The sequence below is a fragment of the Streptomyces sp. NPDC045287 genome, from assembly GCF_056432325.1.
On the sequence record NZ_JBWKJG010000004.1, the window covers coordinates 92,482 to 117,260 of the forward strand.

The window sequence follows — 24,779 nt, forward strand, 5'->3', positions numbered from 1 at the left end:
GGCCACCGGGCGGGAGACGCGCCGCGGGCAGCGGCACGGGCCCCCGGGCGAGGGCCGATCCGTCCGCGCCACGCCCCGGGCGGCCGGCCCGGAGCGCCGGCCGCACCCGCCGTCCGCCGTGACCTCGCTCGCGTAACACCGTCTTGACGTCCGGTTAACGGACTCGGCTTTTCGGGCAACGGACGAGTTCCGGCCAATCTTTTGACGCGCTCCTGACACAAACGGTTGTGCGATGCCAGTCTTCCCCCGTTCTTCGCACCTCGCTCCGCCAGCTCTGTTTGCACCGCCCGTGGGCCCACCCCGCCCCCGGTACCCCCCTCGCAAAGGAGTCCCGCGTGAGATCCACGCCATCCCGTCGCGCGACCGCCACCGGCGCCCTGATAGCCGCCGCCGCCATGCTCGTCGTGGGCGTCCAGACCGGGTCGGCCACCGCCGACGGCTCCCGGACCGCCGCGGCGCCGAAGGGCCAGACCGCGGCCCAGGCCGACCCGGGCGCGCTCCCCGCCGACCTCTCCCCCGCGCAGCGCACCGCGCTCATCCGCGCGGCCGACGCCGGCAAGGCCGCGAAGGCGAAGGAGCTGGGCCTCGGCGCCCAGGAGAAGCTCGTCGTCCGCGACGTGGTCCAGGACCGCGACGGCACCACCCACACGCGCTACGAGCGGACCTACGCCGGACTGCCTGTCCTCGGCGGCGACCTCCTGGTCACCGAGAACGGGTCCGGGCGCACGGAGAGCGTCGCCAAGGCGTCCCGCGCGGAGCTGAAGAACGTCGACACGACCGCCGACGTCGCCCCGGCCGCGGCCGAGCGGCAGGCGCTCACCGCCGCCCGCGCGGAGGGCTCGAAGGCGTCGGAGCCGGAGCGGGCGCCCCGCAAGGTCGTGTGGCTCGCGCAGGGGAAGCCCGTCCTCGCGTACGAGACCGTCGTCGGCGGCCTCCAGCACGACGGCACCCCCAACGAGCTGCACGTCGTCACCGACGCCGCCACGGGCGCCAAGCTGTACGAGTGGCAGGCCGTCCACAACGGCACCGGCAACACCCAGTACAGCGGCCAGGTCACCCTGGGCACCGCCCAGTCCGGCAGCTCGTACACGCTGACCGACAGCGCGCGCGGCAGCCACAAGACGTACAACCTCAACCGCGGTTCGTCCGGCACCGGGACGCTGTTCTCCGGCGCCGACGACGTCTGGGGCGACGGCACCCCGACCAACCTGGAGACCGCGGGCGCCGACGCCCACTACGGCGCCGCGCTCACCTGGGACTACTACAAGAACGTGCACGGCCGTTCCGGCATCCGGGGCGACGGCGTCGGCGCGTACTCGCGGGTCCACTACGGCAACAACTACGTCAACGCGTTCTGGCAGGACAGCTGCTTCTGCATGACGTACGGCGACGGCTCCGGCAACGCCAAGCCGCTCACCTCCATCGACGTGGCCGCGCACGAGATGACCCACGGCCTGACCTCCGTGACCGCGAAGCTCGTCTACAGCGGCGAGTCCGGCGGCCTGAACGAGGCGACGTCCGACATCTTCGCCGCCGCCGTCGAGTTCTACGCCAACAACCCCAAGGACGTCGGCGACTACCTGGTCGGCGAGAAGGTCGACATCCGCGGCAACGGCACCCCGCTGCGCTACATGGACAAGCCGAGCAAGGACGGCTCGTCCAAGGACTACTGGTACTCGGGCATCGGCAGCGTCGACGTGCACTACTCGTCGGGCCCGGCGAACCACTGGTTCTACCTGCTGTCCGAGGGCAGCGGCGCCAAGACCGTCAACGGCGTCACCTACGACTCGCCGACCTCGGACGGGCTGCCCGTCACGGGCATCGGCCGCGACAAGGCCGCGCTGATCTGGTTCAAGGCGCTCACCACCAAGTTCACCAGCACCACCAACTACGCGGGCGCCCGCACCGGCACGGTCGCCGTCGCCACCGAGCTGTACGGCGCGGGCAGCGCCGAGGTGAAGGCCGTCGAGAACGCCTGGGCCGGCGTCAACGTCGGTGCCCGTCCCGGCGGCGGCGAGCCGCCCGTCGGCAAGGTCTTCGAGAACGCCGCGGACGTGAACATCCCCGACGCCGGGGCGGCCGTCTCCTCGTCCGTCGCCGTCACCGGCATCACCGGCAACGCGCCCGCCGCGCTGAAGGTCGGCGTGGACATCGTCCACACCTGGCGCGGCGACCTCGTCGTCGACCTCGTCGCCCCGGACGGCACGGCGTACCGGCTGAAGAACTCCAGCAGCAACGACTCCGCCGACAACGTCCAGGAGACGTACACGGTCGACGCGTCCAGCGAGGTCGCCAACGGCACCTGGCAGCTCCGCGCCCAGGACACGGCCCGCTACGACACCGGCTACATCAACGGCTTCAAGCTGACCTTCCCGTAGGCCGGGAGGCCCCACCGGGCCGCGAGGAGGCCGCCGCCCCCGGAGAGCGGCGGCCTCACGCGTACCCGGACCGCCTACGCGCCGGCCGCACCACCCCGCGCGCGGCGCCTCACCGCCAGGACGAGGCCCCCGCCCGCCGCGAGCGCCGCGCCGCCCGCGAGCCCGGCGGCGCCCAGCGCCGACGACGGGCCCGTGTCCGCGAGCGCGCCGCCCGCCGGGGTCCCGCCGTGCGGCTGGGGCGCGGGCGCCGCGGTGACGGACGCCGTCGCGCTCGCGGTCGCGGTGGGCGACGGGGAGGCGGACGCGGACGGCGACCCGGTGGCGGACGCGGACGGCGACGGCTTCGCGGTCGCCGTCGCGGTCGCCGTCGGGGACGCGGATGCCGTCGGGGACGGCGTCGCGCTCGCGGTCGGGGACGGCTGCTGCCCGCCGCCCTGGGCCGGGGGCAGCACCTGGAAGTCGTACTGGTCGTACGTGTCGAAGCCGTGGTTGCAGTTCTTCTCGGCGTTCAGGTACCAGGCGCTGGCGAACAGCCAGCCCCTGCCGGTCGGCGCCTGGGCGTTCACGCTCACCCGGAGCCGCACGTCCACCGTCTGCCGGGCGGCCAGGTCCGTCTCGTCGGCGTGCATGCCGTGCGCGCCCGGCCGCCAGCCGTCGACCACCTTGAGCTGCGTGTCCGTGTAGGTGCCGAGCCAGTCCTGCGACATCCCCTCGCCGTTGTCGGCGCCGAGCCGCCAGCCGACGTCCTCGATCGGCGCGTCCGAGGTGTTGGTCAGCCGGAGGGTGACCTCGTGCCAGCCGTCGCCCGCGACGATCCGGTCGGGCACCCCCTCCACCGCCACGGCCACCTTGTTCTCCGGGTCCCGGTTGTTCTCGTCCCGCGGGCAGGGGAGGACCTCCCGGGGGAGGTCCTGCGTCCCGGACGCCTGGGCGGCCGGGGCCGCGAACAGCACCGCGGGCGCCAGGGCGGCGCCCGCCACCGCGAGGGACAGGGCACGTGCACGTTTCATGGAACACCTCGGGATCGGTGCGCTCCCGCCGGGGAGCGCTGAGCCGACGGCCCGTCCGCGACCACGTGCCGCGGACGGGCCCGTACAGCCGGGTACGACCCCCGGGACGGTCGAACGGTTGTACCAGGAACCGTCTCATCCTCCGGTACCGGGGCGGGTCCGTCCGGAGGCCGAGGGGGACCGGGACCGCGGGAGGACGCCCGGACCCCGTGCGGGACGGCAGGCTGGGACCGGGGCCGTCGCCCCCCGCGCGGGGAGGGGGCGACGGCCCCGGGCTCCGGGCCCCGGTCAGCGCAGCAGGACGCCCGCGCCCTCCGCCGCCGACTCGGCCGGCAGCGCCACCAGCCCCAGGTCGGCGCCGGACGCGAGGAGCCGGTGCGCCGGCAGGACGCGGACCGTGTAGCCGAACGGACCCGTCCGGTCCAGCGTCAGCGGGCCCTCGTACACCCAGCGGCCCTGCTGGTCCGGGCCGCTGCCGCCGCCCGCCGGCTTCAGCGGGAACGTCCGGGCGTCGGCCAGCGCGTCACGGGTGTCCACCCGGCCGGCGACCGCCTGGACCTCCACGTCCTCCGGGGACAGGTCGCCGAGGGCGACCCGGACCCGCAGGGCCAGCGTGGAGCCCAGCTCCGCGACCTCGCTGGTCTCGTCCACCTCGACGTGGTCGACGGCGACGCCCGACCAGGCCGCCCGCACCCGGGACTTCCACTCGGCCAGCTCCCGCGCCGCGTCCGGGTCCATGGCGCGGTGCGCCCGCGCGGCCGGGGCGTACAGCCGCTCCACGTACTCCCGCACCATGCGTCCCGCCAGCACCTTCGGGCCCAGGGAGGTGAGGGTGCGGCGGACCATCTCGATCCACCGCTCGGGCAGCCCGTTGGCGCCCCGGTCGTAGAAGCGCGGCGCGACCCGCTGCTCGATCAGCTCGTACAGGGCGTGCGCCTCCAGGTCGTCGCGCCGGTCCTCGTCGGTGGTGGGGCCGTCGGCGGTGGGGATGGCCCAGCCGAAGTCCGGGTCGTACCACTCGTCCCACCAGCCGTCCCGTACGGACAGGTTGAGGCACCCGTTGAGCGCGGCCTTCATGCCGCTCGTCCCGCACGCCTCCAGGGGGCGCAGCGGGTTGTTCAGCCACACGTCGCACCCCGGGTACAGCGTCTTCGCCATCCCCATGCCGTAGTCGGGCAGGAAGACGATGCGGTGGCGCACGCGCGGGTCGTCGGCGAACCGGACCATCTCCCGCACCAGCCGCTTCCCGCCGTCGTCCGCCGGGTGGGCCTTCCCCGCGACGACGATCTGCACGGGCCGCGTCGGGTGCAGCAGCATCTCGCGCAGCCGGTCGCGGTCGCGGAGCATCAGCGTCAGCCGCTTGTAGGAGGGGACGCGGCGCGCGAAGCCGATGGTGAGGATGTCCGGGTCGAGGACCCCGTCGATCCAGCCCAGCTCGGCCGAGCCGGCGCCGCGCTCCCGCCAGGAGGCGCGGAGCCGGGCCCGCACCTCGTGGACCAGTTGCTCCCGCAGGTCGCGGCGGAGCTCCCAGAGCGCGGCGTCGTCGATCTCCGCGACGGCGTCCCAGCGCTCCGAGCCGCCCACGCTGAGGGCGTCCTCGGCGCGCTGCACGCCGATCTGCCGGGCGCCGAGCCGAACCACCTCGGGCGCCACCCAGGTGGGGGCGTGGACGCCGTTGGTGATGGAGGTGATCGGCACCTCCTCCGGGTCGAAGCCGGGCCACAGGCCGGCGAACATCGAGCGGCTGACGGCGCCGTGCAGGGTGGATACGCCGTTGGCCCGCTGGGCGAGGCGCAGCCCCATGACGGCCATGTTGAAGACGTTCGGGTCGCCGCCCGGGTACGTCTCGCGGCCGAGCTGGAGGACGCGGCCGACGTCCACGCCGGGCAGTTCGGCGCCGGGCCCGAAGTGGCGGGCGACGAGGTCGCGGTCGAAGCGGTCGATGCCGGCGGGGACGGGCGTGTGGGTGGTGAAGACCGTCCCGGCCCGGACGGCCTCCAGGGCGGCGTCGAAGTCGGTGCCCCGGTCGGTCAGCTCCCGGATGCGTTCCAGCCCCAGGAAGCCGGCGTGGCCCTCGTTCGTGTGGAACACCTCGGGCGCGGGGTGGCCGGCGAGGGCGCAGTACGCCCGTACGGCCCGGACACCTCCTATCCCCAGGAGCATCTCCTGGAGCAGCCGGTGTTCGCTGCCGCCGCCGTAGAGCCGGTCGGTGACGTTCCGTTCGCCCGGCCCGTTCTCCTCGACGTCCGAGTCGAGCATGAGCAGCGGGACCCGGCCGACCTGCGCCACCCACACGTGCGCGTGGAGGGAGCGTCCGCCGGGCAGGGCGAGGGAGACGCGGACGGGGCCGCCGTCGGGGCGGCGCAGCAGGGTCAGGGGCATCTCGTTGGGGTCGAGGAGCGGGTAGTGCTCCTGCTGCCAGCCGTCGCGGGAGAGCGACTGGCGGAAGTAGCCGTGCCGGTAGAGCAGGCCGACGCCGACGAGCGGGACGCCGAGGTCGCTGGCGGCCTTGAGGTGGTCGCCGGCGAGGATGCCGAGGCCGCCGGAGTACTGCGGCAGGGCGGCGGTGACGCCGAACTCGGGCGAGAAGTACGCGACGGCGTCGGGCAGGTCGGCGTCGTCGCCCTCCCCGGCGGTCCGGTTCTGGTACCAGCGGCGGCCCCGCAGGTAGTCGTCGAGGTCGTCGGCGGCGGCGGTCAGGCGGCGCAGGAACCTCCGGTCCCTGGCCAGTTCGCCGAGCCGCGCGGCGGACACGGTGCCGAGGAGCCGGACGGGGTCGCCGCCGGCCGCGCGCCACCCCTCGGGGTCGACGGCCTGGAACAGCTCACGGGTCTCGGCGTGCCAGGACCAGCGCAGGTTGCGCGCGAGGTCGCTGAGGGGTCGCAGGGGGTCGGGCAGGACGGGGCGGACGGTGAATCGACGGATGGCCTTCACGTGTTCCACCTTCGCAGGGGAGATACGTACAGTGGCGGACACACCACGGTATGCGTCCGCCTTCCTGCCCAGACGGTAGTGCCACGGCACCGCGCGCGGCCATGGCGCGCGGCGCACGTGGCACGGGGGGCGCGTTCAGGGGCGCACGTGTGTACCGGGCGTGTCGTGGAGCGGTGCGGCGCGCGCGGATAAGCCGTACGTGGGCGCGGCGTAGGACGGCGCGGCGCGGAACGGGACTCCCCGGCCGGGTGCGCCGGGCGCGGGGAGGCCGTGCACCGGGGCGCCGTGGGCGAACGGGGTGCGCCCCGGCGCGCCGAGGAGCGGGGTGCCGCCGGCGGGCGCGCCGGGGGGAAGGGGGACGGGGGCCGGGATGTCGTACGGGGAGCCCTGGTTGACCGCCTCGCGGTCGGGCACCCCGACGGCCGCGCACCGGGCGGTGAGGGCGTGGCGCTCCTCCGGCGGGGCGAGGTCGTCGATGCCGGTGGGGCCGCCGGGGGCCCGTTCGCGGGCCGGGTGGGCGAGGGCCTGCGGGCCGGGGCTCCGGCCGGCGTGCCGGGGCCCGGCCGTGGCGGGGCGGCGCTCGGCCTCGTACGCGGCGAGGGCCTCCACCGGGTCCGGGTGGACGGCCAGGGCGTGGGCGAGGGCGCGGGCGTCGATGACGGAGCGGGTCGCGCCGCCGCACTCGACGGGGTACGCGGCGTGGGCGGCGTCGCCGACGAGGGTCGTGCGGCCGTGGCTCCAGCGGGCGAGGGGCGCGCGGTCCGCCACCGGGTGTGCGTACGCGCCGTCGGCCGCGCGCAGTACCTCCGGGAGGCTGACCCCGTCGAACTCCCAGCCCGTGTAGCGGCCGAGGAGCCGCTCGACCGGTACGGGGCGGTCCCCGTCCCCGGGGGGCCGCTCGCCGGCGGTGTCCGCCGGCAGGGCGAGCGTCCAGCCGACGAGGACCTCGGGACGGTGCGGGGACGGCGCGGTCAACGGGTGGACGACGGCCTTCTGCCGGTCGTCCCCGGCGACGAGCGTGAACGGCGGGGTGCGGCGGGCGTCCATCCGGGACACGCCGCGCCACACGAGCATCCCGCTCCCCGGGGGTTCGTCCTCGTCGGGGTGGAGCGCGGAGCGCACCGTCGAGCGGACGCCGTCGGCACCGATCAGCAGGTCCGGTTCGAGGCAGGAGAGGCTGCGGACGCCGCCTCCGGAGCGGTGCTCGATCCGCACGCGGGGCCGCGCGCCGCCGGGCGGTCGCTCCACGCCGGTGACGCGGACGCCGGTGACGAGGGCGCCCGCGCCGAGGCGTTCGCGCACGGCGTCGGCGAGGACCCGCTGGAGGTGGGCGCGGCGCACGGACAGCTGCGGCCAGCGGTAGCCGGCGCGCAGGCCGCGCTCCTCGCGGGCGACGAGGGCGCCGCAGCGGTGGTAGTAGCGCAGTTCGCGGGTGCGGACGGCGTCGGCCTCCAGCCGGCCGAGCAGGCCGAGCGCGTCGAGTTCGCGTGCGGCGTCGGGCATGAGGGTCAGCCCGGCGTCCGCGGGGCGCGCCCCGGAGGCCGCCTCGACGACGGTCACGCGGACGAAGCCGGCGGCGTACAGGGCGAGGGCCGTGGTGAGCCCGGCGACCCCGCCGCCGACGACGAGGACGTCGGGCTCCAGCGAGCGGGCCGCGGCGGCCCCGCCGCACTCGGCGGCCTCCTGCCGCGCGCAGGTGGCACGGGCGGCCTCGCGAGCGATGCCGGGGCCCGCGCCGGAGACGGCGCCCGAGACGGGGGCGGCGTCCGGGGCGGCGCCGCAGGCCGTACCGGAAGCGGCGACCGGGGCGGCGTCAGGGTCCGTGCGGGAAGCGGCGCCCGAGACGGCATCGGAGCCCGCGCCGGAGGCGGCGTCCCGAACGGCGTCGGGAGCGGCGACCGCAGGGGCGTCCGAAGCGGCGACAGGACCCGTACCGAAAGCGGCGCCCGGGACGGCGTCCGGGGCCGGGCGGGCGGGGTCGTCGGGTGCGGGCGGGGCGGTGTCCCGGGCGGTGTGGTCCGGAGTCATGTCCCGTGGTCCCCTCACGCGGCCGGGGTGCGCGGCGGGACCGCGGCGCGGCGGACGGGGGACCCGTCGCCGCGGACCGGGGCCGGGACGGGGTCCGGGGCCGGGCCGGAGCGCGGCGGGGCGGCGGTGGGCGCGGCCGGGGCGGCGGCGCGTGCCCCGGCTGTGCGGCAACGCGGTTCGGCGCAGGTGGCGAGTCCGGGCTCGACCAGGTCGTACTGGATCAACGCAGGCCCCTCTCGGGCATGTGTGGATGAGGTGTGACGCGGTCCGCTCCGGCGGGGCGGGACGGGCCCGGGCGGCGGGGGCCGCCGGGGGTCCGCACCGGGCCGCCGGGCGGTCACCGCGGGGCGCCCACCCCGTCCTGGCGCCGGGGCGCCGGCCGGGGGGCGGGCGGGCGCGGCCGGCGCGCCGTGCTCGTGCCGGCCGGGCGGGTCACCGGGGGTCCCGGGCGGCGCCGCCCGGGCCGTACCCGCCGGGGCACGCGCGGGCGAGGGCCTCGCGGGCCGGGCGGCCGGTCCGTCCGTACGGCGCCTCGGCGAGGCGGCAGCCGTACGGGCGGGGGGCCGGGGAGGCGGGGCGTCCGGTCACGTCCTCGACCCGCTCGCCGCCGGGCCGTGCCGCGCGGCCGTCGCGCGGCGACCGCGCGTACTCCTGACCGGACCTGGTCACCATGTCTCCTCCGGGGAACGGCTGTGCCGTGCAGAGCCTGACCCCCCACGGCCGCCCGGGGCAATGAACGTCCGTCCAGCGGTCCTTAAGAACCGGCCAGCCGTTGCGCGCCGTTGCGACCGGAATGCCCCGTACGCCGGGCGGGGCTCACGCGAGGGTCGCCGCGTGGGACCGGTACTCGCCGGGCGTCTTGCCGAACCACTTGCGGAAGGCGAGGTGGAAGCCGACCGCGCTCTGGTAGCCGACGCGCTGCGGCACGGCGGACTGCGGCAGGGTCGTCTCGCACAGCAGCCGGGCCGCCTCCTGCATGCGGCGGCCCGTCAGGTGGCGGGCGGGCGCCTCCCCGACGAGTTCGCGGAAGGCGGCCGTGAACGCCGAGCGGGACATGCCGACCTCGCGGGCGAGGGACTCGATCGTCCACGGCTCCGCGAACCGGGTGGCGATCGTGACCATGGCGCGGCTGATGCCGGGGTGGCGCAGCACGGGCAGGACGGCGGGGTTCTCGGTGAAGTCGCGCAGCAGCGGGCGCAGCGCGAGGACGAGGGCCATCTCGAAGGCGCGCAGGGTGATGAGCCGGTCGCCGGGGCCGGTGGGCCGGTCGGGGGAGGCGAGCAGCCGCAGCGTGTCGCGGAGCAGCGGCTCCCGGTCGACCTGGGAGCGGTCGAGGACGAGCACCCAGGGCAGGGCCCGGTAGAGGTCGGTGGCGGCGCTGGAGTCGTAGTGCAGCCCCGCGCAGAGCAGCCGGCTCTCGGGGCCCTCGCCGTCGATGTCGATCTCGCCGGACGTACCGGGCTGCCGCTCGGGCAGCACGGCCCTGAGGGGGACGCCCTGCCGCTCGGGGTGGTCGGAGAGGCGGTGGGCCGCGCCGGTCGGGAAGACGGCCAGGTCACCGGCGAGGAGCCGCTGGGCGGGCTGGTCGGTCCCGCTGATCCAGCAGACGCCCTCGACGACGTAGTGGAGGACGGCGACGCTGCGCTCCGCGTCGCCCTCGATGGCCCAGGGGGCCCGTACGCGCCAGCGGCTGTCGAAGACCCCGGTGAGCCGGAGCGGCCTCAGCAACTCGCTCAGGAGGTCGTCGCTGTCGTTCCGCACGATGTCCATGGACGATCCCTCAACCCCCGCCCCGGTTTGTCAATTGATCGGCCAAAGCTGTCGCCGCCGGCCTGAAAGGCGCCTCCCCCGGCAGCGGGGACACCCTATCGAAAGGCCTTTCAGCCACATGTCCGCTCACTTTCCGACGCTCGTCGCCGGGGTGGGGACGGCCGGTTCCCGGGGCGGCGCCACCGCCCGCCCGCGGGGCCGGGGCGCCGGGCGCAGGGCCCCTGGAGCCGGGGCGCGGGCGCCGGGGTGCGCGGGCGCCGGGGCCCGCGGGCGCCCCGGAGGGGGAACGGCCCCGGGGGAGAGGTGACACACCCGGCCGCCGTCCGGCCCCGGATTTCCTCCGAACGGGGCCGGTCCTCGGCTGTCTGGCCCGACGCCCCCGCGGGCCGATCGGCGGGAAACCCCCGGATTGCCCACCCGAGGGGTGTGGGAAGGCTCACCCGGTACCCGCCCACCCGAGTGAACCCGGAGAGGAGCGGTGATGCCCGCGCCGCGCCGTGCCGCAACAGAGCGGTTACAAAGAGCGATACCTCGTACACAATCCTCAGGTGATGCTGTGAACGCGATGATCGGTCGTATCCCCGTTCTGGACGTCTCCCCCGTCGTCGACTGCGGCAGAAGGCCCGCGAAGGCGGTGGCCGGGGAGACCTTCCAGGTGTCGGCCACGGTCTTCCGGGAGGGCCACGACGCGGTGGCCGCCGACGTCGTGCTCACCGACCCGTCGGGGCGGCCCGGCCCGTTCACCCCGATGCGGGAGCTGGCGCCCGGCACGGACCGCTGGGGCGCCGACGTCACCCCGACCCGCGAGGGCCTGTGGACGTACCACGTGGAGGCGTGGAGCGACCCGGTCGCCACCTGGCGCCACGAGGCCGGGATCAAGGTGCCCGCGGGCATCGACACGGAGCTGGTCCTGGCCGAGGGCGCCGCCCTGCACGAGCGGGCCGCGGGCGGGGTCCCGAAGGAGGAGGGCCGGGAGGCCGTCCTGGCGGCGGTGGACGCGCTGCGGGACGCGCACCGCTCCCCCGCCGACCGGCTCGCCGCCGCGCTCGCCGGGCAGGTGCGGGAGGTGCTGGACCGCCACCCGCTGCGCGAGCTGGTCACCGCGTCCCGGCCGCTGCCGCTGCTGGTGGAGCGGGAGCGGGCGCTGTACGGCTCGTGGTACGAGATGTTCCCGCGCTCGGAGGGCGCGTACCGCGACGAGGACGGCCGGCTCGTGTCGGGGACGTTCCGCACGGCGGCCGAGCGGCTGCCGGCGATCGCCGCGATGGGGTTCGACGTGGTGTACCTGCCGCCGATCCACCCGATCGGCACGACGCACCGCAAGGGCCCGAACAACGCGCTGACGGCCGGCCCCGACGACCCGGGCGTGCCGTGGGCGATCGGCTCGCCCGCCGGGGGGCACGACGCGGTCCACCCCGACCTGGGCACGCTGGAGGACTTCGACGCGTTCGTGGCGCGGGCGCGGGAGCTGCGGCTGGAGGTGGCGCTGGACTTCGCGCTCCAGTGCTCCCCGGACCACCCGTGGGTGCGCAAGCGGCCGGCGTGGTTCCGGCACCGGGCGGACGGCACCATCGCGTACGCCGAGAACCCGCCGAAGAAGTACCAGGACATCTACCCGATCGCGTTCGACGAGGACATGCGCGGCATCGTCCGCGAGACGGTGCGGGTGCTGCGGCACTGGATGGCGCACGGCGTGCGGATCTTCCGCGTCGACAACCCGCACACGAAGCCGGTGCTGTTCTGGCAGAAGGTCATCGCCGCCGTCAACCGCACCGACCCGGACGTGATCTTCCTGGCGGAGGCGTTCACCCGGCCGGCGATGATGCGGACGCTCGGCGCGATCGGCTTCCAGCAGTCGTACACGTACTTCACCTGGCGGAACACCAAGCAGGAGCTGACCGAGTACCTGACGGAGCTGTCCACGGAGACGGCCGCCTACATGCGGCCGAACCTGTTCGTGAACACCCCCGACATCCTGCACGCCTACCTCCAGCACGGCGGGCGGCCGGCGTTCGAGGCGCGGGCGGTGCTCGCGGCGACGCTGTCGCCGACGTGGGGGATGTACGCCGGGTACGAGCTGTGCGAGAACACCCCGCTGCGGGAGGGCAGCGAGGAGTACCTCGACTCGGAGAAGTACCAGCTGCGGCCCCGTGACTGGGCGGCGGCCGAGCGGGAGGGCCGCAGCATCGCCCCGCTCGTCACCGCGCTCAACCGCCTGCGGCGCCGCCACCCGGCGCTGCGGCGACTGCGGAACCTCCGCTTCCACCACGCCGACAACGACGCGGTCATCGCGTACAGCAAGCGGCAGGGCTCGAACGTGGTTCTGGTGGTCGTGAACCTCGACCCCCACCACACCCAGGAGGCGACGGTTTCGTTGAACATGCCGGATCTCGGCCTCGACTGGCACGAGACCGTACCGGTGCGCGACGAGCTCACCGGCGAGACATATCACTGGGGCAGGACCAACTATGTGCGCCTGGAGCCGGGTGTCGCACCCGCGCACGTGCTGGTGGTGTGCCGGGGATCCGGGGGCTGTCCCCCGGATCAGCACAGTTCCGTCCTGCGACCGTCTCCCCCGATCGGAGGGTCACCCACATCATGACCGTGAACGAGCCCGTCCACGACACGTTCGAGGACACCCCCGCCAAGGACCGGGACCCCGACTGGTTCAAGCGGGCCGTGTTCTACGAGGTGCTGGTCCGCTCCTTCCAGGACAGCAACGGCGACGGCATCGGCGACCTGAGGGGGCTCACGGCCAAGCTGGACTACCTGCAGTGGCTGGGGGTCGACTGCCTCTGGCTGCCGCCCTTCTTCAAGTCCCCGCTCCGCGACGGCGGTTACGACGTGTCCGACTACACGTCGGTGCTGCCGGACTTTGGTGACCTGGCGGACTTCGTCGAGTTCGTGGACGCCGCGCACCAGCGCGGCATGCGGGTGATCATCGACTTCGTGATGAACCACACCAGCGACCAGCACCCGTGGTTCCAGGAGTCCCGCGCCAACCCGGACGGCCCCTACGGCGACTACTACGTCTGGGCCGACGACGACAAGCAGTTCCAGGACGCCCGGATCATCTTCGTCGACACCGAGACGTCCAACTGGACCTTCGACCCGGTGCGCAAGCAGTACTACTGGCACCGGTTCTTCTCGCACCAGCCGGACCTCAACTACGAGAACCCGGCCGTCCAGCAGGAGATCCTCTCCGCGCTGCGGTTCTGGCTGGACCTGGGCATCGACGGCTTCCGCCTCGACGCCGTGCCGTACCTCTACCAGGAGGAGGGCACCAACTGCGAGAACCTCCCGGCGACCCACGCCTTCCTCAAGCGGATCCGCAAGGAGATCGACGCCGCCTACCCGGACACGGTGCTGCTCGCCGAGGCGAACCAGTGGCCGGAGGACGTCGTCGACTACTTCGGCGACTTCGCCGGCGGCGGCGACGAGTGCCACATGGCGTTCCACTTCCCGGTGATGCCGCGGATCTTCATGGCGGTGCGCCGCGAGTCCCGCTACCCCGTCTCCGAGGTCCTGGCCAAGACCCCGGCGATCCCGGCGGGCTGCCAGTGGGGCATCTTCCTGCGCAACCACGACGAGCTGACCCTGGAGATGGTCACCGACGAGGAGCGCGACTACATGTACGCGGAGTACGCCAAGGACCCGCGGATGCGCGCCAACATCGGCATCCGCCGGCGGCTCGCCCCGCTGCTCGACAACGACCGCAACCAGATCGAGCTGTTCACCGCCCTGCTGCTGTCCCTGCCCGGGTCGCCGATCCTGTACTACGGCGACGAGATCGGGATGGGCGACAACATCTGGCTGGGCGACCGCGACGGCGTCCGCACCCCCATGCAGTGGACGCCCGACCGCAACGCGGGCTTCTCCTCCTGCGACCCGGGCCGGCTGTACCTGCCGACCATCATGGACCCGGTCTACGGCTACCAGGTGACGAACGTGGAGGCGTCGATGGCGTCCCCGTCGTCGCTGCTGCACTGGACGCGCCGGATGATCGAGATCCGCAAGCAGAACCCGGCCTTCGGGCTCGGTTCGTACACCGAGCTGCCGTCGTCGAATCCGGCCGTCCTCGCCTTCCTCCGCGAGTACGGCGACGACCTGGTGATGTGCGTGCACAACTTCTCGCGCTTCCCGCAGCCGACCGAGCTGGACCTGCGGCAGTTCAACGGGCACCACCCGGTGGAGCTGATCGGCGGGGTCCGCTTCCCCGCCATCGGCGAGTGGCCCTACCTGCTGACCCTCGCCGGGCACGGCTTCTACTGGTTCCGGCTGCGCAAGGACGCGGTGCTCCCCGCGAAGGGCGCCAAGTCCGCCGGGCGCGCCGCCGGGAAGGCCGCGGAGCGCGCCGCCGGGGGCACCGCCGCACCCGCGGACGCGGCACCGGCGCGCCACTGACGGCGCGTCTTCGTCCCCCGCGGCCCCGGATGTCGGGGCGGGGCGTTTCCTTCGCTCCGCCCTGGGCACTGTCCCCCTCATACGTCGATTCGGGTCTATAAGGACCATCCCCGCCCGACACGTCCCGCACAGCCGGACAGCCCATGCCGCATTCCGGGACACTCTGCACATTCCGTGCATTCTGTAGTACCCGGGGAAAGGACGCGCTGCCATGTCGGAGACCGCATCCACCGCCCGGGCACCCGTCGCCCTGCTGCCGTCGCTGGCGCCGCTGCTCCACGAATGGCTGCCGCGCAGAAGGTGGTTCGCCGGGAAGGGGAAGCCGGTCACCGGCTTCGCCCTCGTGTCGGCCACCGAACTGCTCTCGCTCGGCGCCGCCGGACCCGGGCTCCTGCACCTGCTCGTCCGCGTCCAGCAACCCGGCCCCGCCGCCTCCTCGTCCTCGCCCTCGTCCTCGTCCTCGTCCTCGTCCGGCGACTGCTACCAGTTGCTGCTGGGCGTGTGCGACACGCTCCCGCCCCGGCTCGCCCCCGCCCTGATCGGGCGCGTCACCCAGGGGCCCCTGGCGGGGCGCACCGTGTACGAGGCGCTCCAGGACCCGCGGCTCGCCACGCTGCTCCTGGAGCGGCTGCGGGCACCCGGCGCGATCGGCCCGCTGAGCTTCCACCGGACGGCGACCATCCCCGACGGACTGCCCCCGCGCGTGCTGGACGCCGAGCAGTCGAACACGTCGCTCGTCTACGGCGACGCGTACATCCTGAAGATCTTCCGGCGGATCCACCCGGGCGCCAACCCGGACCTGGAGCTGCCGCTCGCCCTCGCCCGCGCCGGCTGCGCCCGGGTGCCGGCGCCCGTCGCCTGGTACGAGGCGGGGGCCGGGCCGGACGGCGCGACGCTGGGCGTGCTCCAGCCGTACCTGCGCGGCTCGCAGGACGGCTGGCAGCTCGCCCTCGACGCACTGGCCGCGGGCCGCGACTTCGTCCCGGAGGCGCACGCCCTGGGCCGGGCCACCGCCGAGGTGCACACCGCCCTGGCGGACGCGCTGCCCACGGTGGTGCTCGCCCGGCGCCAGGCGCGGGACCTGGCCGTCACGATGAGCCGCCGCCTGGACGCCGCCACCCAGGCGGTGCCCGCGCTCGTGCCGTACGTCCCCGGGTTGCGCGCCGCCTTCGAGGCGGTCGCCGCGCTCGCCGAGAACGGCAGCACCTGGCGCGCCCAGCGGGTCCACGGCGACCTGCACCTCGGGCAGGCGCTGCGCACCCCGGACGGCGAGTGGTCGGTGATCGACTTCGAGGGGGAGCCCTCGAAGCCGCTCGCCGAGCGCCGCCGCCCGCAGCCGCCGGTGCGGGACGTCGCCGGGATACTCCGCTCCTTCGACTACGCGGCCCACTCGCACCACCCGTGGCACCCGGAGTGGGCGGAACGCTGCCGCGACGCGTACTGCTCCGGCTACGCCGAGGCGTCCGGCCGCGACCCGCGCGCGGAGCATGCGCTGCTGCGCGCGTACGAGACGGACAAGGCGGTGTACGAGGTCGTCTACGAGGCCCGGCACCGCCCCGACTGGCTGCGCGTGCCGATGGCCGCCGTCCGCCGCCTGGCCTCGTCCCCGGGCGCGGGCCCCCTCCCGCCGGGCTCCGGGCGGGCGCTCTCCGGGCGCCCGCGGTTCTCCCCCGACCGGCTGACCTGACCCGCCCCCGCCCGTCCCCCCACCCCATCCCGCCTCACTCACCTCGCCGAGGAGGACCTCTCCCGTGACCCCCCGTCGTCCGACCCGCAAACCGCCCACGACGAGCACCGCGCAGCCGGTCGTCACCACCCTGGGGGCGTCCACGCCGCAGACACCGGCCCCGGACGCCCCCGCGCCGGCCGCGCCCGGCACCCCGGACGCCCCGGGGGCGCCCGCCGCGGCCGGCAGGCCGCCCCGCCCCCGGGACGGGGCCGACGGGGTGCCGGCGTCCCCCCTGGAAGGCGCCGACCGGGCGCGCCTCCTCGCCGGCGAGCACCACGACCCGCACGGGCTGCTGGGTGCCCACCCGGTGCCGGACGGGGTGGTGTTCCGGGCGCTGCGCCCGCACGCCCGGGCGGTCGCCGTCGTCCTCCCCGACGGGGAGCGGCACCCGCTGCACGACGACGGCGACGGCCTGTTCTCCCGCGTCCTGCCGCTGCCGGAGGTCCCGGCCGACCACCGGCTGCTCGTCTCGTACGACACGGCCGAGCTGGAGGTCCACGACCCGTACCGGTTCCTGCCCGCGCTGGGCGAGCTGGACCTGCACCTGATCCGGGAGGGCCGCCACGAGGAGCTGTGGACGGCGCTCGGCGCGCACGTGATGACCCATCAGGGCGTGGCGGGGACGCGCTTCACCGTGTGGGCGCCGAACGCGCGCGGGGTGCGGCTCGCCGGGGACTGGACGTTCTGGGACGGCACGGGCCTGCCGATGCGGTCGCTGGGCGCCAGCGGGGTGTGGGAGCTGTTCGTGCCCGGCGTCGGCGAGGGCACGCTGTACAAGTTCGAGGTGGTCGGCCCGGACGGGCGCCACTCGCTGCGCGCGGACCCGATGGCGCGCCGCACCCAGTGTCCGCCGGAGACGGCCTCCGTCGTCACCGCCTCGCACCACGAGTGGCGGGACGCCGCGTGGATGGCCCGCCGCGGCGAGCGCCCGGTGCACGCGTCGCCGTTCTCCGTGTACGAGGTGCACCTGCCGTCGTGGCGGCCGGGGCTGTCGTACCGGGAGCTGGCCGAGGTGCTCCCGGCGTACGTGAAGGACCTCGGGTTCACGCACGTGGAGCTGATGCCGGTCGCCGAGCACCCGTACAGCCCGTCCTGGGGCTACCAGGTCACCTCGTACTACGCGCCGACGGCCCGGCTGGGCACGCCGGACGACTTCAAGCACCTCGTGGACCGGCTGCACCAGGAGGGGATCGGCGTCCTCGTCGACTGGGTGCCGGCGCACTTCCCGAAGGACGACTGGGCGCTGGCCCGCTTCGACGGGACGCCGCTGTACGAGCACCCGGACCCGCGCCGCGCCGAGCACCCCGACTGGGGGACGCTGGTGTTCGACTACGGGCGGACGGAGGTGCGGAACTTCCTCGTGGCGAACGCCGTGTACTGGTGCGAGGAGTTCCACATCGACGGCCTGCGCGTCGACGCCGTCGCCTCGATGCTGTACCTCGACTACTCCCGGGAGTACGGCGAGTGGGTGCCCAACGAGTACGGCGGCCGGGAGAACTTCGACGCCGTCCGCTTCCTCCAGGAGATGAACGCGACCGTCTACCGCCGCTGCCCCGGCGTGGTCACCGTCGCCGAGGAGTCCACGGCCTGGGAGGGCGTGACCCGCCCCACCGACCACGGCGGGCTCGGCTTCGGGCTGAAGTGGAACATGGGCTGGATGCACGACTCGCTGGTGTACGTCTCCAAGGAGCCGGTGCACCGCAAGTACCACCACAACGAGATGACGTTCTCGATGGTGTACGCGTACAGCGAGAACTACGTCCTGCCGATCTCGCACGACGAGGTGGTGCACGGCAAGCAGGCGCTCGTGTCGAAGATGCCGGGCGACTGGTGGCAGCGGCGCGCCAACCACCGCGCGTACCTGGGCTTCATGTGGGCCCACCCCGGCAAGCAACTGCTGTTCATGGGGCAGGAGTTCGCGCAGGGCGCGGAGTGGTCGGAGGCGCACGGGCCGGAGTGGTGGCTGCTGGCCGACGACTACCACTCGGCGGGCGACCACCGGGGCGTGCAGGACCTCGTGCGCGACCTGAACGCCGTGTACGCGGCGACCCCCGCGCTGTGGGAGCGGGACACGGTCCCGGAGGGGTTCCAGTGGGCGCTGGGCGACGCCGCCGAGGACAACGTCCTCGCGTTCGTGCGGTACGACGCGCAGGGCGGCCCGCTGCTGGCGGTGAGCAACTTCTCGCCGGTCGTGCGCGACGGCTACCGGCTGTGGACGCCGGAGGCCGTGCCCGCCTGGGAGGAGGTCCTCAACACGGACGACGCGCGGTACGGCGGCGGCGGCGTGCGGAACGCCGGCCCGCTGAAGCGCGAGCCGGACGGCATCCGCATGACGCTGCCGCCGCTGGCGACGGTCTGGCTCAGGCCGGCCTGAGCCGGACGGTGCCCAGGCGCTGGGTCGCGCGGGTCAACGCCACGTACAGGTCGTTGACGCCGTGCGGCCCGGCGGCGCGGATCGCGTCCGGGTCGGCGACGACCACCGTGTCGAACTCCAGGCCCTTCGCCTGCCGCGGGTCGAGGAGGACGACGGGCCGGGTCAGGTCCGGGTGGGGGCCGTGCGCCGCGCCGGGGAGCGCGGCGGCGAGGGCGGGGTGGTGGGCGGCGGGCGCGATGACGGCGAGCCGCCCCTCCTCGCGGGCCTCGCGGGCGACCGCCTCCGCGACGGCGGCGGGCAGGTCGTCCACCACGACCTCCCAGGGCCGTGTGCCGGTGGAGCGCACCGAGCGGGGCGGCCGGAAGTCCGGCTCCTCGGCGCGCCGCTCCCGGGCGGCGACCTCCATGATCTCGGCGGGGGTGCGGTAGTTGACGCCGAGCGTGACGTGCTCGTAGCGGTCCCCCACGTACGGGGCGAGGATCTCCCGCCAGGAGCCGCAGCCCGCCGCGTCGCCGGTCTGGGCGGGGTCCCCGACCAGGGTCATGGAGCGGGTGGGGACGCGGCGCATCAGCAGTCGCCAGGCCATCGCGGACAGCTCCTGCGCCTCGTCCACGACGATGTGCCCGAACGCCCAGGTCCGGTCGGCGGCGGCGCGTTCGGCGGCGGTGCGGTGGTCGTCCTCCTCGTGGCGCTCCGCGAAGCGCTCGGCGTCGATGACGTCGTGCGCGCCGAGCACCTCGGACTCCTCGTCCTCGAACTCGTAGGTCCGCGAGGCGTACGACACGTCGAGGACGCCCTGCGCGTAGGCGACGCGCCGGGCGCGCTCGCGGGCGGCGGCGGCGCGGGCGGCGGAGTCGTCCTCGCCGAGCAGTTCGGCCGCCTCGTCCAGGAGCGGCACGTCGGCGGGGGTCCAGGGGGCGCCGGGCTCGCGGCGCACGAACTCGGCCTCGCCGTCGGGGAGGTAGCCGTACGGGGCGTCGAGGAACCGCTCGACGAGCCGCTGCGGGGTGAGGACGGGCCACAGCCGGTCGATCGCGGCGTGCACCTCGTCGCTGGCGGCGATCTCCTTGCCCAGTTGGGCGATGTCGGAGGCGTCGAGGAGGTTGGGCCCGCCGTAGGGGTCGGCGCCCAGGCGGTCGGCGAGCCGGGCGGTGAGCGCGTCGACGATCCGGGTGGCGAAGCGGGGGCGGGCCAGGTTGTGCGGCAGGCCGGTGCCGCGGGCGTCCCAGCGGGCGTCCTCGGCCGTGTCGCGGTCGAGGAGGAGCGTGCCGTAGTCCTCGTGGTCGATCTCCAGGGGCTCCCGGGTGGGCGGCACGGTCTGCTGGTCGCGGACGAACCGGGCGAGGACGTCCGCCATGGCGGCGCGGCCCTTGATCTCGGCGGCCTCCGGGCTGTCGGCGCCGGTCGCGCGGACGCCGGGGAACAGCTCGCCGACGGTGGCGAGCAGCACGCCGGTCTCGCCGAGGCTGGGCAGCACGTCCCCGATGTACCGCAGGAACGCGGCGTTGGGCCCGACGACGAGCACGGCGCGGCGGGCCAGCAGCTCCCGCTGCGCGTACAGCAGGTAGGCGGCGCGGTGCAGGGCGACGGCGGTCTTGCCCGTGCCGGGCCCGCCCTCGACGACGAGGACGCCCTCGTGCGGGGCGCGGATCACGCGGTCCTGCTCGGCCTGGACGGTCCGCACGATGTCGGTCATCCGGCCGGTGCGGGCGGCGTCGAGCGCGGCGAGCAACACGGCGTCGGCGTCGCGGCCCTCGTGCCCGCTGCGCGCGGTGTCGCGCAGGTCGAGGATCTCGTCGTGCAGGGCGGTGACCTCGCGGCCCCGGGTGGTGAGGTGGCGGCGCCGGCTGAGGCCCATGGGGGTGTGGCCGGTCGCGAGGTAGAAGGGGCGGGCGACCTCGGCGCGCCAGTCGATGACGAGGGGGGTGCGCTCGGCGTCGTCCTCCCGGATGCCGATCCGCCCGATGTGGTGGTCGCGCCCGTCGCGGAACACCAGCCGCCCGAAGCACAGCCCCTGGTCGCCCGCGTCGTACGCGGCGAGCAGCCCGGACTGCTCGGCGACGGCCACGTCGCGCTCCACCCGCGCCTGCCGGCTGCCCGCGTCGCTCCTGAGCGCGTCGCGCACGGCCGCCTCGGCCCGCTCCCGCAGGGCGTCGAGCCGGGCGTAGAGCCCGCTGACGAACCGCTGCTCGTCCCGTAGCGCCTCGGTCTCCCCGATTGACAATTCCACTCCCGACGCGATATGTTGTGCCAGTCGATTCCGCGCGGGGTTTTGTTGTGCCCGCACGCGGAATCGTCCACTATACGCGTCGCCCGCCCCCGCCGGTCAATCCGGAGGGGGTTTCTTCGTTGCCCGGCCGTGCGCCGGGCCGCGGGCCGCCGGGGGCGGGGTCAGGGCCGTGGGTCGCGCCGGGACGGGGCGGGGTCGGGGCCGGGCCGCAGGTCAGGGAGCGGTGAGCGCCAGGGCCTCCACGAGGCGGCGCTCGGGGAGCGCGCCCGTCACGGACCTCACCGGCTCGCCGCCCTCGAACAGCAGCAGCGTCGGCGTCGACAGCACCGCGTAGCGGGCCACCGCCTCCGGGTTCGCGTCGACGTCGAGGGCGACGACGTCCAGGCGGTCGGCGTACTTCTCGGCCACCCGGTCCAGGACCGGGGCGAGCTGGCGGCAGGGACCGCACCACTTCGCGGTGAACTCGACCAGGACCGGGCGGTCCGCGGACAGGACCTCGGTGGCGAAGTCGGCGTCGGTGACGGTCCTCACGGTGGTGGTCCTCATGGGGTGGTCCCTCCGAATTGGCAGCGGGGTTCGGGTGCTTCGTACCGGGCCGCCTCGGCGGCGGCCAGGTGTGCGGCGACCTGCGCGCGGACGGAGCCGAGCTGGCCGATCAGCGCGTCCAGTTCGGTCAGCTTCCGCCGGTACACGGCGAGCGAGGCCGGGCAGGCGTCGCCCGCCGGGTGCCCGGCGCGCAGGCACTCGACGAACGGCCGGGTCTCCTCCAGGCCGAAGCCGAAGTCCTGGAGGACGCGGATCTGCCGCAGCAGCCGCAGGTCGTCCTCGCCGTAGGTCCGGTACCCGTTGTCGCCGCGGCGCGCCGGGAGCAGCCCGCGCGCCTCGTAGTAGCGCAGGGTGCGGGTGGTGACCCCGGCGCGCCGGGCCAGTTCGCCGATTCGCATGCCCCGAACGTACGGCTTGACGTCGGCGTCAAGGCAAGCGCCGCCGCGCCGTCACCCCTGGGGCGTGAGGCCCGCCAGCGCCTCGGGCGCCGCGCGCCCCGTCCGCTCGCGCTGCGGGAAGTCGCCCACCTTCACCCGTGCGACCTCCTTCGCCGTCGCGTAGTCGACGACCGACACCTCGTCCCGGTGGGAGAGCGTCACCCAGCACGTCCCGCCGTCCGCGCCCGTCACGGACCAGTACGGGAGGGAGCCCGGCGGGTAGTGGACGAAGCCGTCCGTGGTGAGGGCGGGGCGGGAGACGACGGCCGTGTAGTCGTCGATGGTCCCGGCCACGCACAGCTTGTCCCGCGCCGCGTTCATGGCCATGCCGTGGTGGGCGGAGTTCTGCGGGTAGTCGTCCGGTTCGAGCGCCGCGCCCGCCTCGCTGAAGGGCATCTCCACGGTGCGGACCGTGCGCCCGGCCTGAAGGTCGTACTCGACGAAGCCGTTCAGGTACGACAGTTGGGCGTACATCGTCTTGCCGTCCGGGGTGACGACGGCGGGGCGGATCCCCTTGTCGAAGGCGTACGTGCGGACCACCTTCAGCGTCGCCGCGTCGACGACGGTCACCTGCTTGCTGCCCTTGAGGAAGTCGAGGGCCTTCGGCAGGGACGTCACCCCGATGGACATGTTGTAGATGAGGGAGCCGTCCGCGGAGTAGATGTTCTCGTGCGGGTACGTGCCCGTGGGGAACTCGCCGGTGACGCGGCCGGTCGCCGTGTCGAGGACCTGCGCCTTGGCCGCGGTGATCGCGGACACGACGAACGACCGGCCGTCCGCGGAGAGCGCCGCGTGGTCGGCCTTGAACCCGTCGAGGTGCGTCCGCCACAGCCGGCGACCCGTCGCCACGTCGAACGCGGCGGCGTCGCCGAGGTTGCCGCGCGAGACGTACAGGGTGCGGCCGTCCGGCGACAGGTGGGCGTCGTCCACGAACTTGTCGCCGCCCGCCTGCTGCTTGACCACCTCGTACGCGGCGCGGCGGAACAGGTCCATGCCGCCGAGGACCTCCTCCAGGTCCGGGACGACGTCGAGGGTGCCGAGGTTCCGGTACGTGTGGGCGTCGAGGAAGCTCACCGTGCCGTCCGCGCTGTTGCCGACCAGGACCACGTCCCGGAGCGGTCCGGCGGCGGGCGCCGCGGGGCCCTTCGGCCCGGCGGCAGCGGCCGGGAGGCCGGCGGCGAGCGACAGGGCGAGGGCGAGCGCGGCGGTCGTACGGGCCAGACGTGACATGGGGGACCATCCCTTCGCACCGGTGCGGGTGGCGGTCGTCGTCGGGTCGAGGACGTGTGCATGTCATGCTCGGAACGTCATGTTACCGGCGGTACACCCTTCGGGACCCCCGCGGAACGGCGCGGGAACCGGCCCTGTTCCGGCTCCCGCGCCCGCGCCCGCCACCGGCGGGGTCAGGCCCCGGCGGGCCTCCCCGGACCGGCGGACCGCTCCGGCGCGCCCGGGGCGGCGCCGGCCGGGGCGTCGGTCGCGGCACCGTCGGTCGTGGTGCCGTCGGTCGCGGCACCGTCGGCGGGGGCGTCCGCGCCGTGCCCGTCGTCCAGCAGCGTCGTCTCGTCGAACGGCATCCGGCCGGCGAGCACCTCCGCCACCCGGTCCTTGTCGATCTCCTTCGTCCACGTGCCGATCAGCACGGTCGCGACGGCGTTGCCCGCGAAGTTGGTCAGGGCGCGCGCCTCGCTCATGAACCGGTCGATGCCCACGATCAGGCCGACGCCGTCGACGAGCCCCGGCTTGTGCGACTGCAGGCCGCCCGCGAGCGTCGCGAGCCCGGCGCCGGTGACGCCCGCCGCGCCCTTCGACGCGATGACCATGAAGACGAGGAGCGAGATCTGCTCGCCGACCGCCAGCGGCTGCCCCATCGCCTCGGCGACGAACAGCGCGGCCATCGTCAGGTAGATCGCGGTGCCGTCCAGGTTGAAGGAGTAGCCGGTCGGCACGGTGATGCCGACGACGGGCTTGCTCACGCCCAGGTGCTCCATCTTGGCGATCAGCCGCGGCAGCGCCGACTCGGACGACGAGGTGGACAGGATCAGCAGGAACTCCCGTGCCAGGTACTTGAACAGCGCCACGACGCTGACCCCGGCGACCAGCCGCAGCAGCGTGCCGAGCACGGCGAAGACGAAGACGACGCAGGTGGCGTAGAAGCCGAGCATGATGACGGCGAGCGACTTCAGCGCGTCCACGCCCGTCGAGCCGACCACCGCGGCGATCGCGCCGAACGCGCCGACCGGCGCCGCCCACATGATCATCGCCAGGATGCGGAAGACGAGCCGCTGGACGTGGCCGATGCCGCGCAGCACCGGCTCGCCCGCCCTGCCCATCGCCTGCAGCGCGAAGCCCGCGAGCAGCGCGACGAGCAGTGTCTGGAGGACCTCGCCCTCGGTGAACGCCGACACCAGGGTCTGGGGGATGATTCCCAGGAGGAAGTCGACGGTGCCCTCGCTCGCCCCCTCGGCCTGCTGCTCACCGGCCGCCCGGGTCTCGTCGGTGAGGTGCAGCCCGGCGCCGGGCTCCAGCAGGTTGCCGACGACGAGGCCGATGGCCAGCGCGACGGTCGACATGACCATGAAGTAGCCGAGGGCCAGACCGCCGACGGCACCCACCTTCGCGGCCTTGCGCACGGAACCCACGCCCAGCACGATCGTGCAGAAGATCACCGGCGAGATCATCATCTTGATGAGGTTCACGAAACCGGTGCCGAGCGGCTTGAGCTCCTGCGCGACCCCCGGCGCGGCGAAGCCCACGGTGACGCCGAGCACGACCGCCGCGATGACGGCCAGGTAGAGATAGTGGGTCCGTTCCCGTCGTGCGGCCACGGGGTCCTCCCTCGAAGAGTTCGCTCCACGTCCCGGTGGATCCCCGCGACTATCCACCACGCCTGTGACCCCGGTCACCGTTGCGTTCGTTTCGTTCACGCGTTTTCGGAC

16 protein-coding genes are annotated in these 24,779 nt (G+C 74.7%); 5 read left to right on the forward strand and 11 right to left on the reverse strand.

The window, feature by feature from the left end; all coding sequences use genetic code 11:
• Positions 1-335: 335 nt before the first annotated feature.
• Entirely contained in the window at positions 336-2,378 is a 2,043-nt protein-coding gene (locus AC07D6_RS08720; protein ID WP_315875551.1) for a M4 family metallopeptidase, read from the forward strand.
• Between the two features lie 74 nt (positions 2,379-2,452).
• Here AC07D6_RS08720 and AC07D6_RS08725 read toward each other — a convergent pair whose 3' ends face one another.
• From AC07D6_RS08725 to AC07D6_RS08750, 6 genes are all read right to left on the reverse strand, one after another.
• Positions 2,453-3,388: a hypothetical protein gene (locus AC07D6_RS08725; RefSeq protein ID WP_479043046.1), complete on the reverse strand. Its 936-nt coding sequence runs from the start codon at positions 3,386-3,388 to the stop codon at positions 2,453-2,455.
• A 288-nt stretch (positions 3,389-3,676) separates the two neighbouring features.
• Positions 3,677-6,322, reverse strand: coding sequence for an alpha-glucan family phosphorylase (glgP, locus tag AC07D6_RS08730; RefSeq protein WP_479043047.1), 2,646 nt, complete (start codon positions 6,320-6,322; stop codon positions 3,677-3,679).
• Between the two features lie 135 nt (positions 6,323-6,457).
• Positions 6,458-8,350: an FAD-dependent monooxygenase gene (locus AC07D6_RS08735; protein WP_479043048.1), complete on the reverse strand. Its 1,893-nt coding sequence runs from the start codon at positions 8,348-8,350 to the stop codon at positions 6,458-6,460.
• A gap of 14 nt (positions 8,351-8,364) precedes the next feature.
• On the reverse strand, positions 8,365-8,574 hold the full coding sequence (locus AC07D6_RS08740) for a hypothetical protein (RefSeq protein ID WP_315875555.1): 210 nt from the start codon (positions 8,572-8,574) through the stop codon (positions 8,365-8,367).
• A 208-nt stretch (positions 8,575-8,782) separates the two neighbouring features.
• Positions 8,783-9,022, reverse strand: coding sequence for a hypothetical protein (locus AC07D6_RS08745; RefSeq protein WP_315875556.1), 240 nt, complete (start codon positions 9,020-9,022; stop codon positions 8,783-8,785).
• A gap of 144 nt (positions 9,023-9,166) precedes the next feature.
• Complete coding sequence (locus AC07D6_RS08750; RefSeq protein WP_315875557.1) at positions 9,167-10,120, reverse strand: AraC family transcriptional regulator; 954 nt, start codon at positions 10,118-10,120, stop codon at positions 9,167-9,169.
• 565 nt (positions 10,121-10,685) lie between these two features.
• Here AC07D6_RS08750 and AC07D6_RS08755 point away from each other — a divergent pair.
• From AC07D6_RS08755 to glgB, 4 genes are all read left to right on the forward strand, one after another.
• Positions 10,686-12,722 (forward strand): alpha-1,4-glucan--maltose-1-phosphate maltosyltransferase, encoded by a 2,037-nt coding sequence (locus AC07D6_RS08755; RefSeq protein WP_479043286.1) that lies wholly within the window; start codon positions 10,686-10,688, stop codon positions 12,720-12,722.
• Positions 12,719-14,524: a maltose alpha-D-glucosyltransferase gene (gene treS, locus AC07D6_RS08760; RefSeq protein WP_479043050.1), complete on the forward strand. Its 1,806-nt coding sequence runs from the start codon at positions 12,719-12,721 to the stop codon at positions 14,522-14,524. Before AC07D6_RS08755 ends, treS begins: the two co-directional genes overlap by 4 nt.
• Positions 14,525-14,735: 211 nt before the next feature.
• Positions 14,736-16,211, forward strand: coding sequence for a maltokinase N-terminal cap-like domain-containing protein (locus AC07D6_RS08765; protein ID WP_479043051.1), 1,476 nt, complete (start codon positions 14,736-14,738; stop codon positions 16,209-16,211).
• Positions 16,212-16,275: 64 nt separating this feature from the next.
• A complete protein-coding gene (gene glgB, locus AC07D6_RS08770) occupies positions 16,276-18,627 on the forward strand; it encodes a 1,4-alpha-glucan branching enzyme (RefSeq protein ID WP_479043052.1) in 2,352 nt (783 codons plus the stop codon).
• On the opposite strand, the gene AC07D6_RS08775 is transcribed toward glgB, so the two are convergent.
• The 5 genes from AC07D6_RS08775 to AC07D6_RS08795 form a co-directional block, all read right to left on the reverse strand.
• The gene (locus AC07D6_RS08775) at positions 18,614-20,857 is read right to left on the reverse strand and encodes a HelD family protein (protein WP_479043053.1); all 2,244 of its coding nucleotides are present in this window, start codon (positions 20,855-20,857) and stop codon (positions 18,614-18,616) included. The two genes, glgB and AC07D6_RS08775, sit on opposite strands and share 14 nt — an antisense overlap.
• Before the next feature lie 213 nt (positions 20,858-21,070).
• Positions 21,071-21,403: a thioredoxin gene (trxA, locus tag AC07D6_RS08780; RefSeq protein WP_479043054.1), complete on the reverse strand. Its 333-nt coding sequence runs from the start codon at positions 21,401-21,403 to the stop codon at positions 21,071-21,073.
• On the reverse strand, positions 21,400-21,801 hold the full coding sequence (locus AC07D6_RS08785; RefSeq protein ID WP_315875564.1) for a MerR family transcriptional regulator: 402 nt from the start codon (positions 21,799-21,801) through the stop codon (positions 21,400-21,402). The genes trxA and AC07D6_RS08785 overlap by 4 nt, the downstream gene beginning before the upstream one ends.
• Before the next feature lie 51 nt (positions 21,802-21,852).
• Complete coding sequence (locus AC07D6_RS08790) at positions 21,853-23,070, reverse strand: YncE family protein (RefSeq protein WP_479043055.1); 1,218 nt, start codon at positions 23,068-23,070, stop codon at positions 21,853-21,855.
• 173 nt (positions 23,071-23,243) lie between these two features.
• On the reverse strand, positions 23,244-24,668 hold the full coding sequence (locus AC07D6_RS08795) for a cation:dicarboxylate symporter family transporter (RefSeq protein ID WP_479043056.1): 1,425 nt from the start codon (positions 24,666-24,668) through the stop codon (positions 23,244-23,246).
• Between the last annotated feature and the right edge of the window lie 111 nt (positions 24,669-24,779).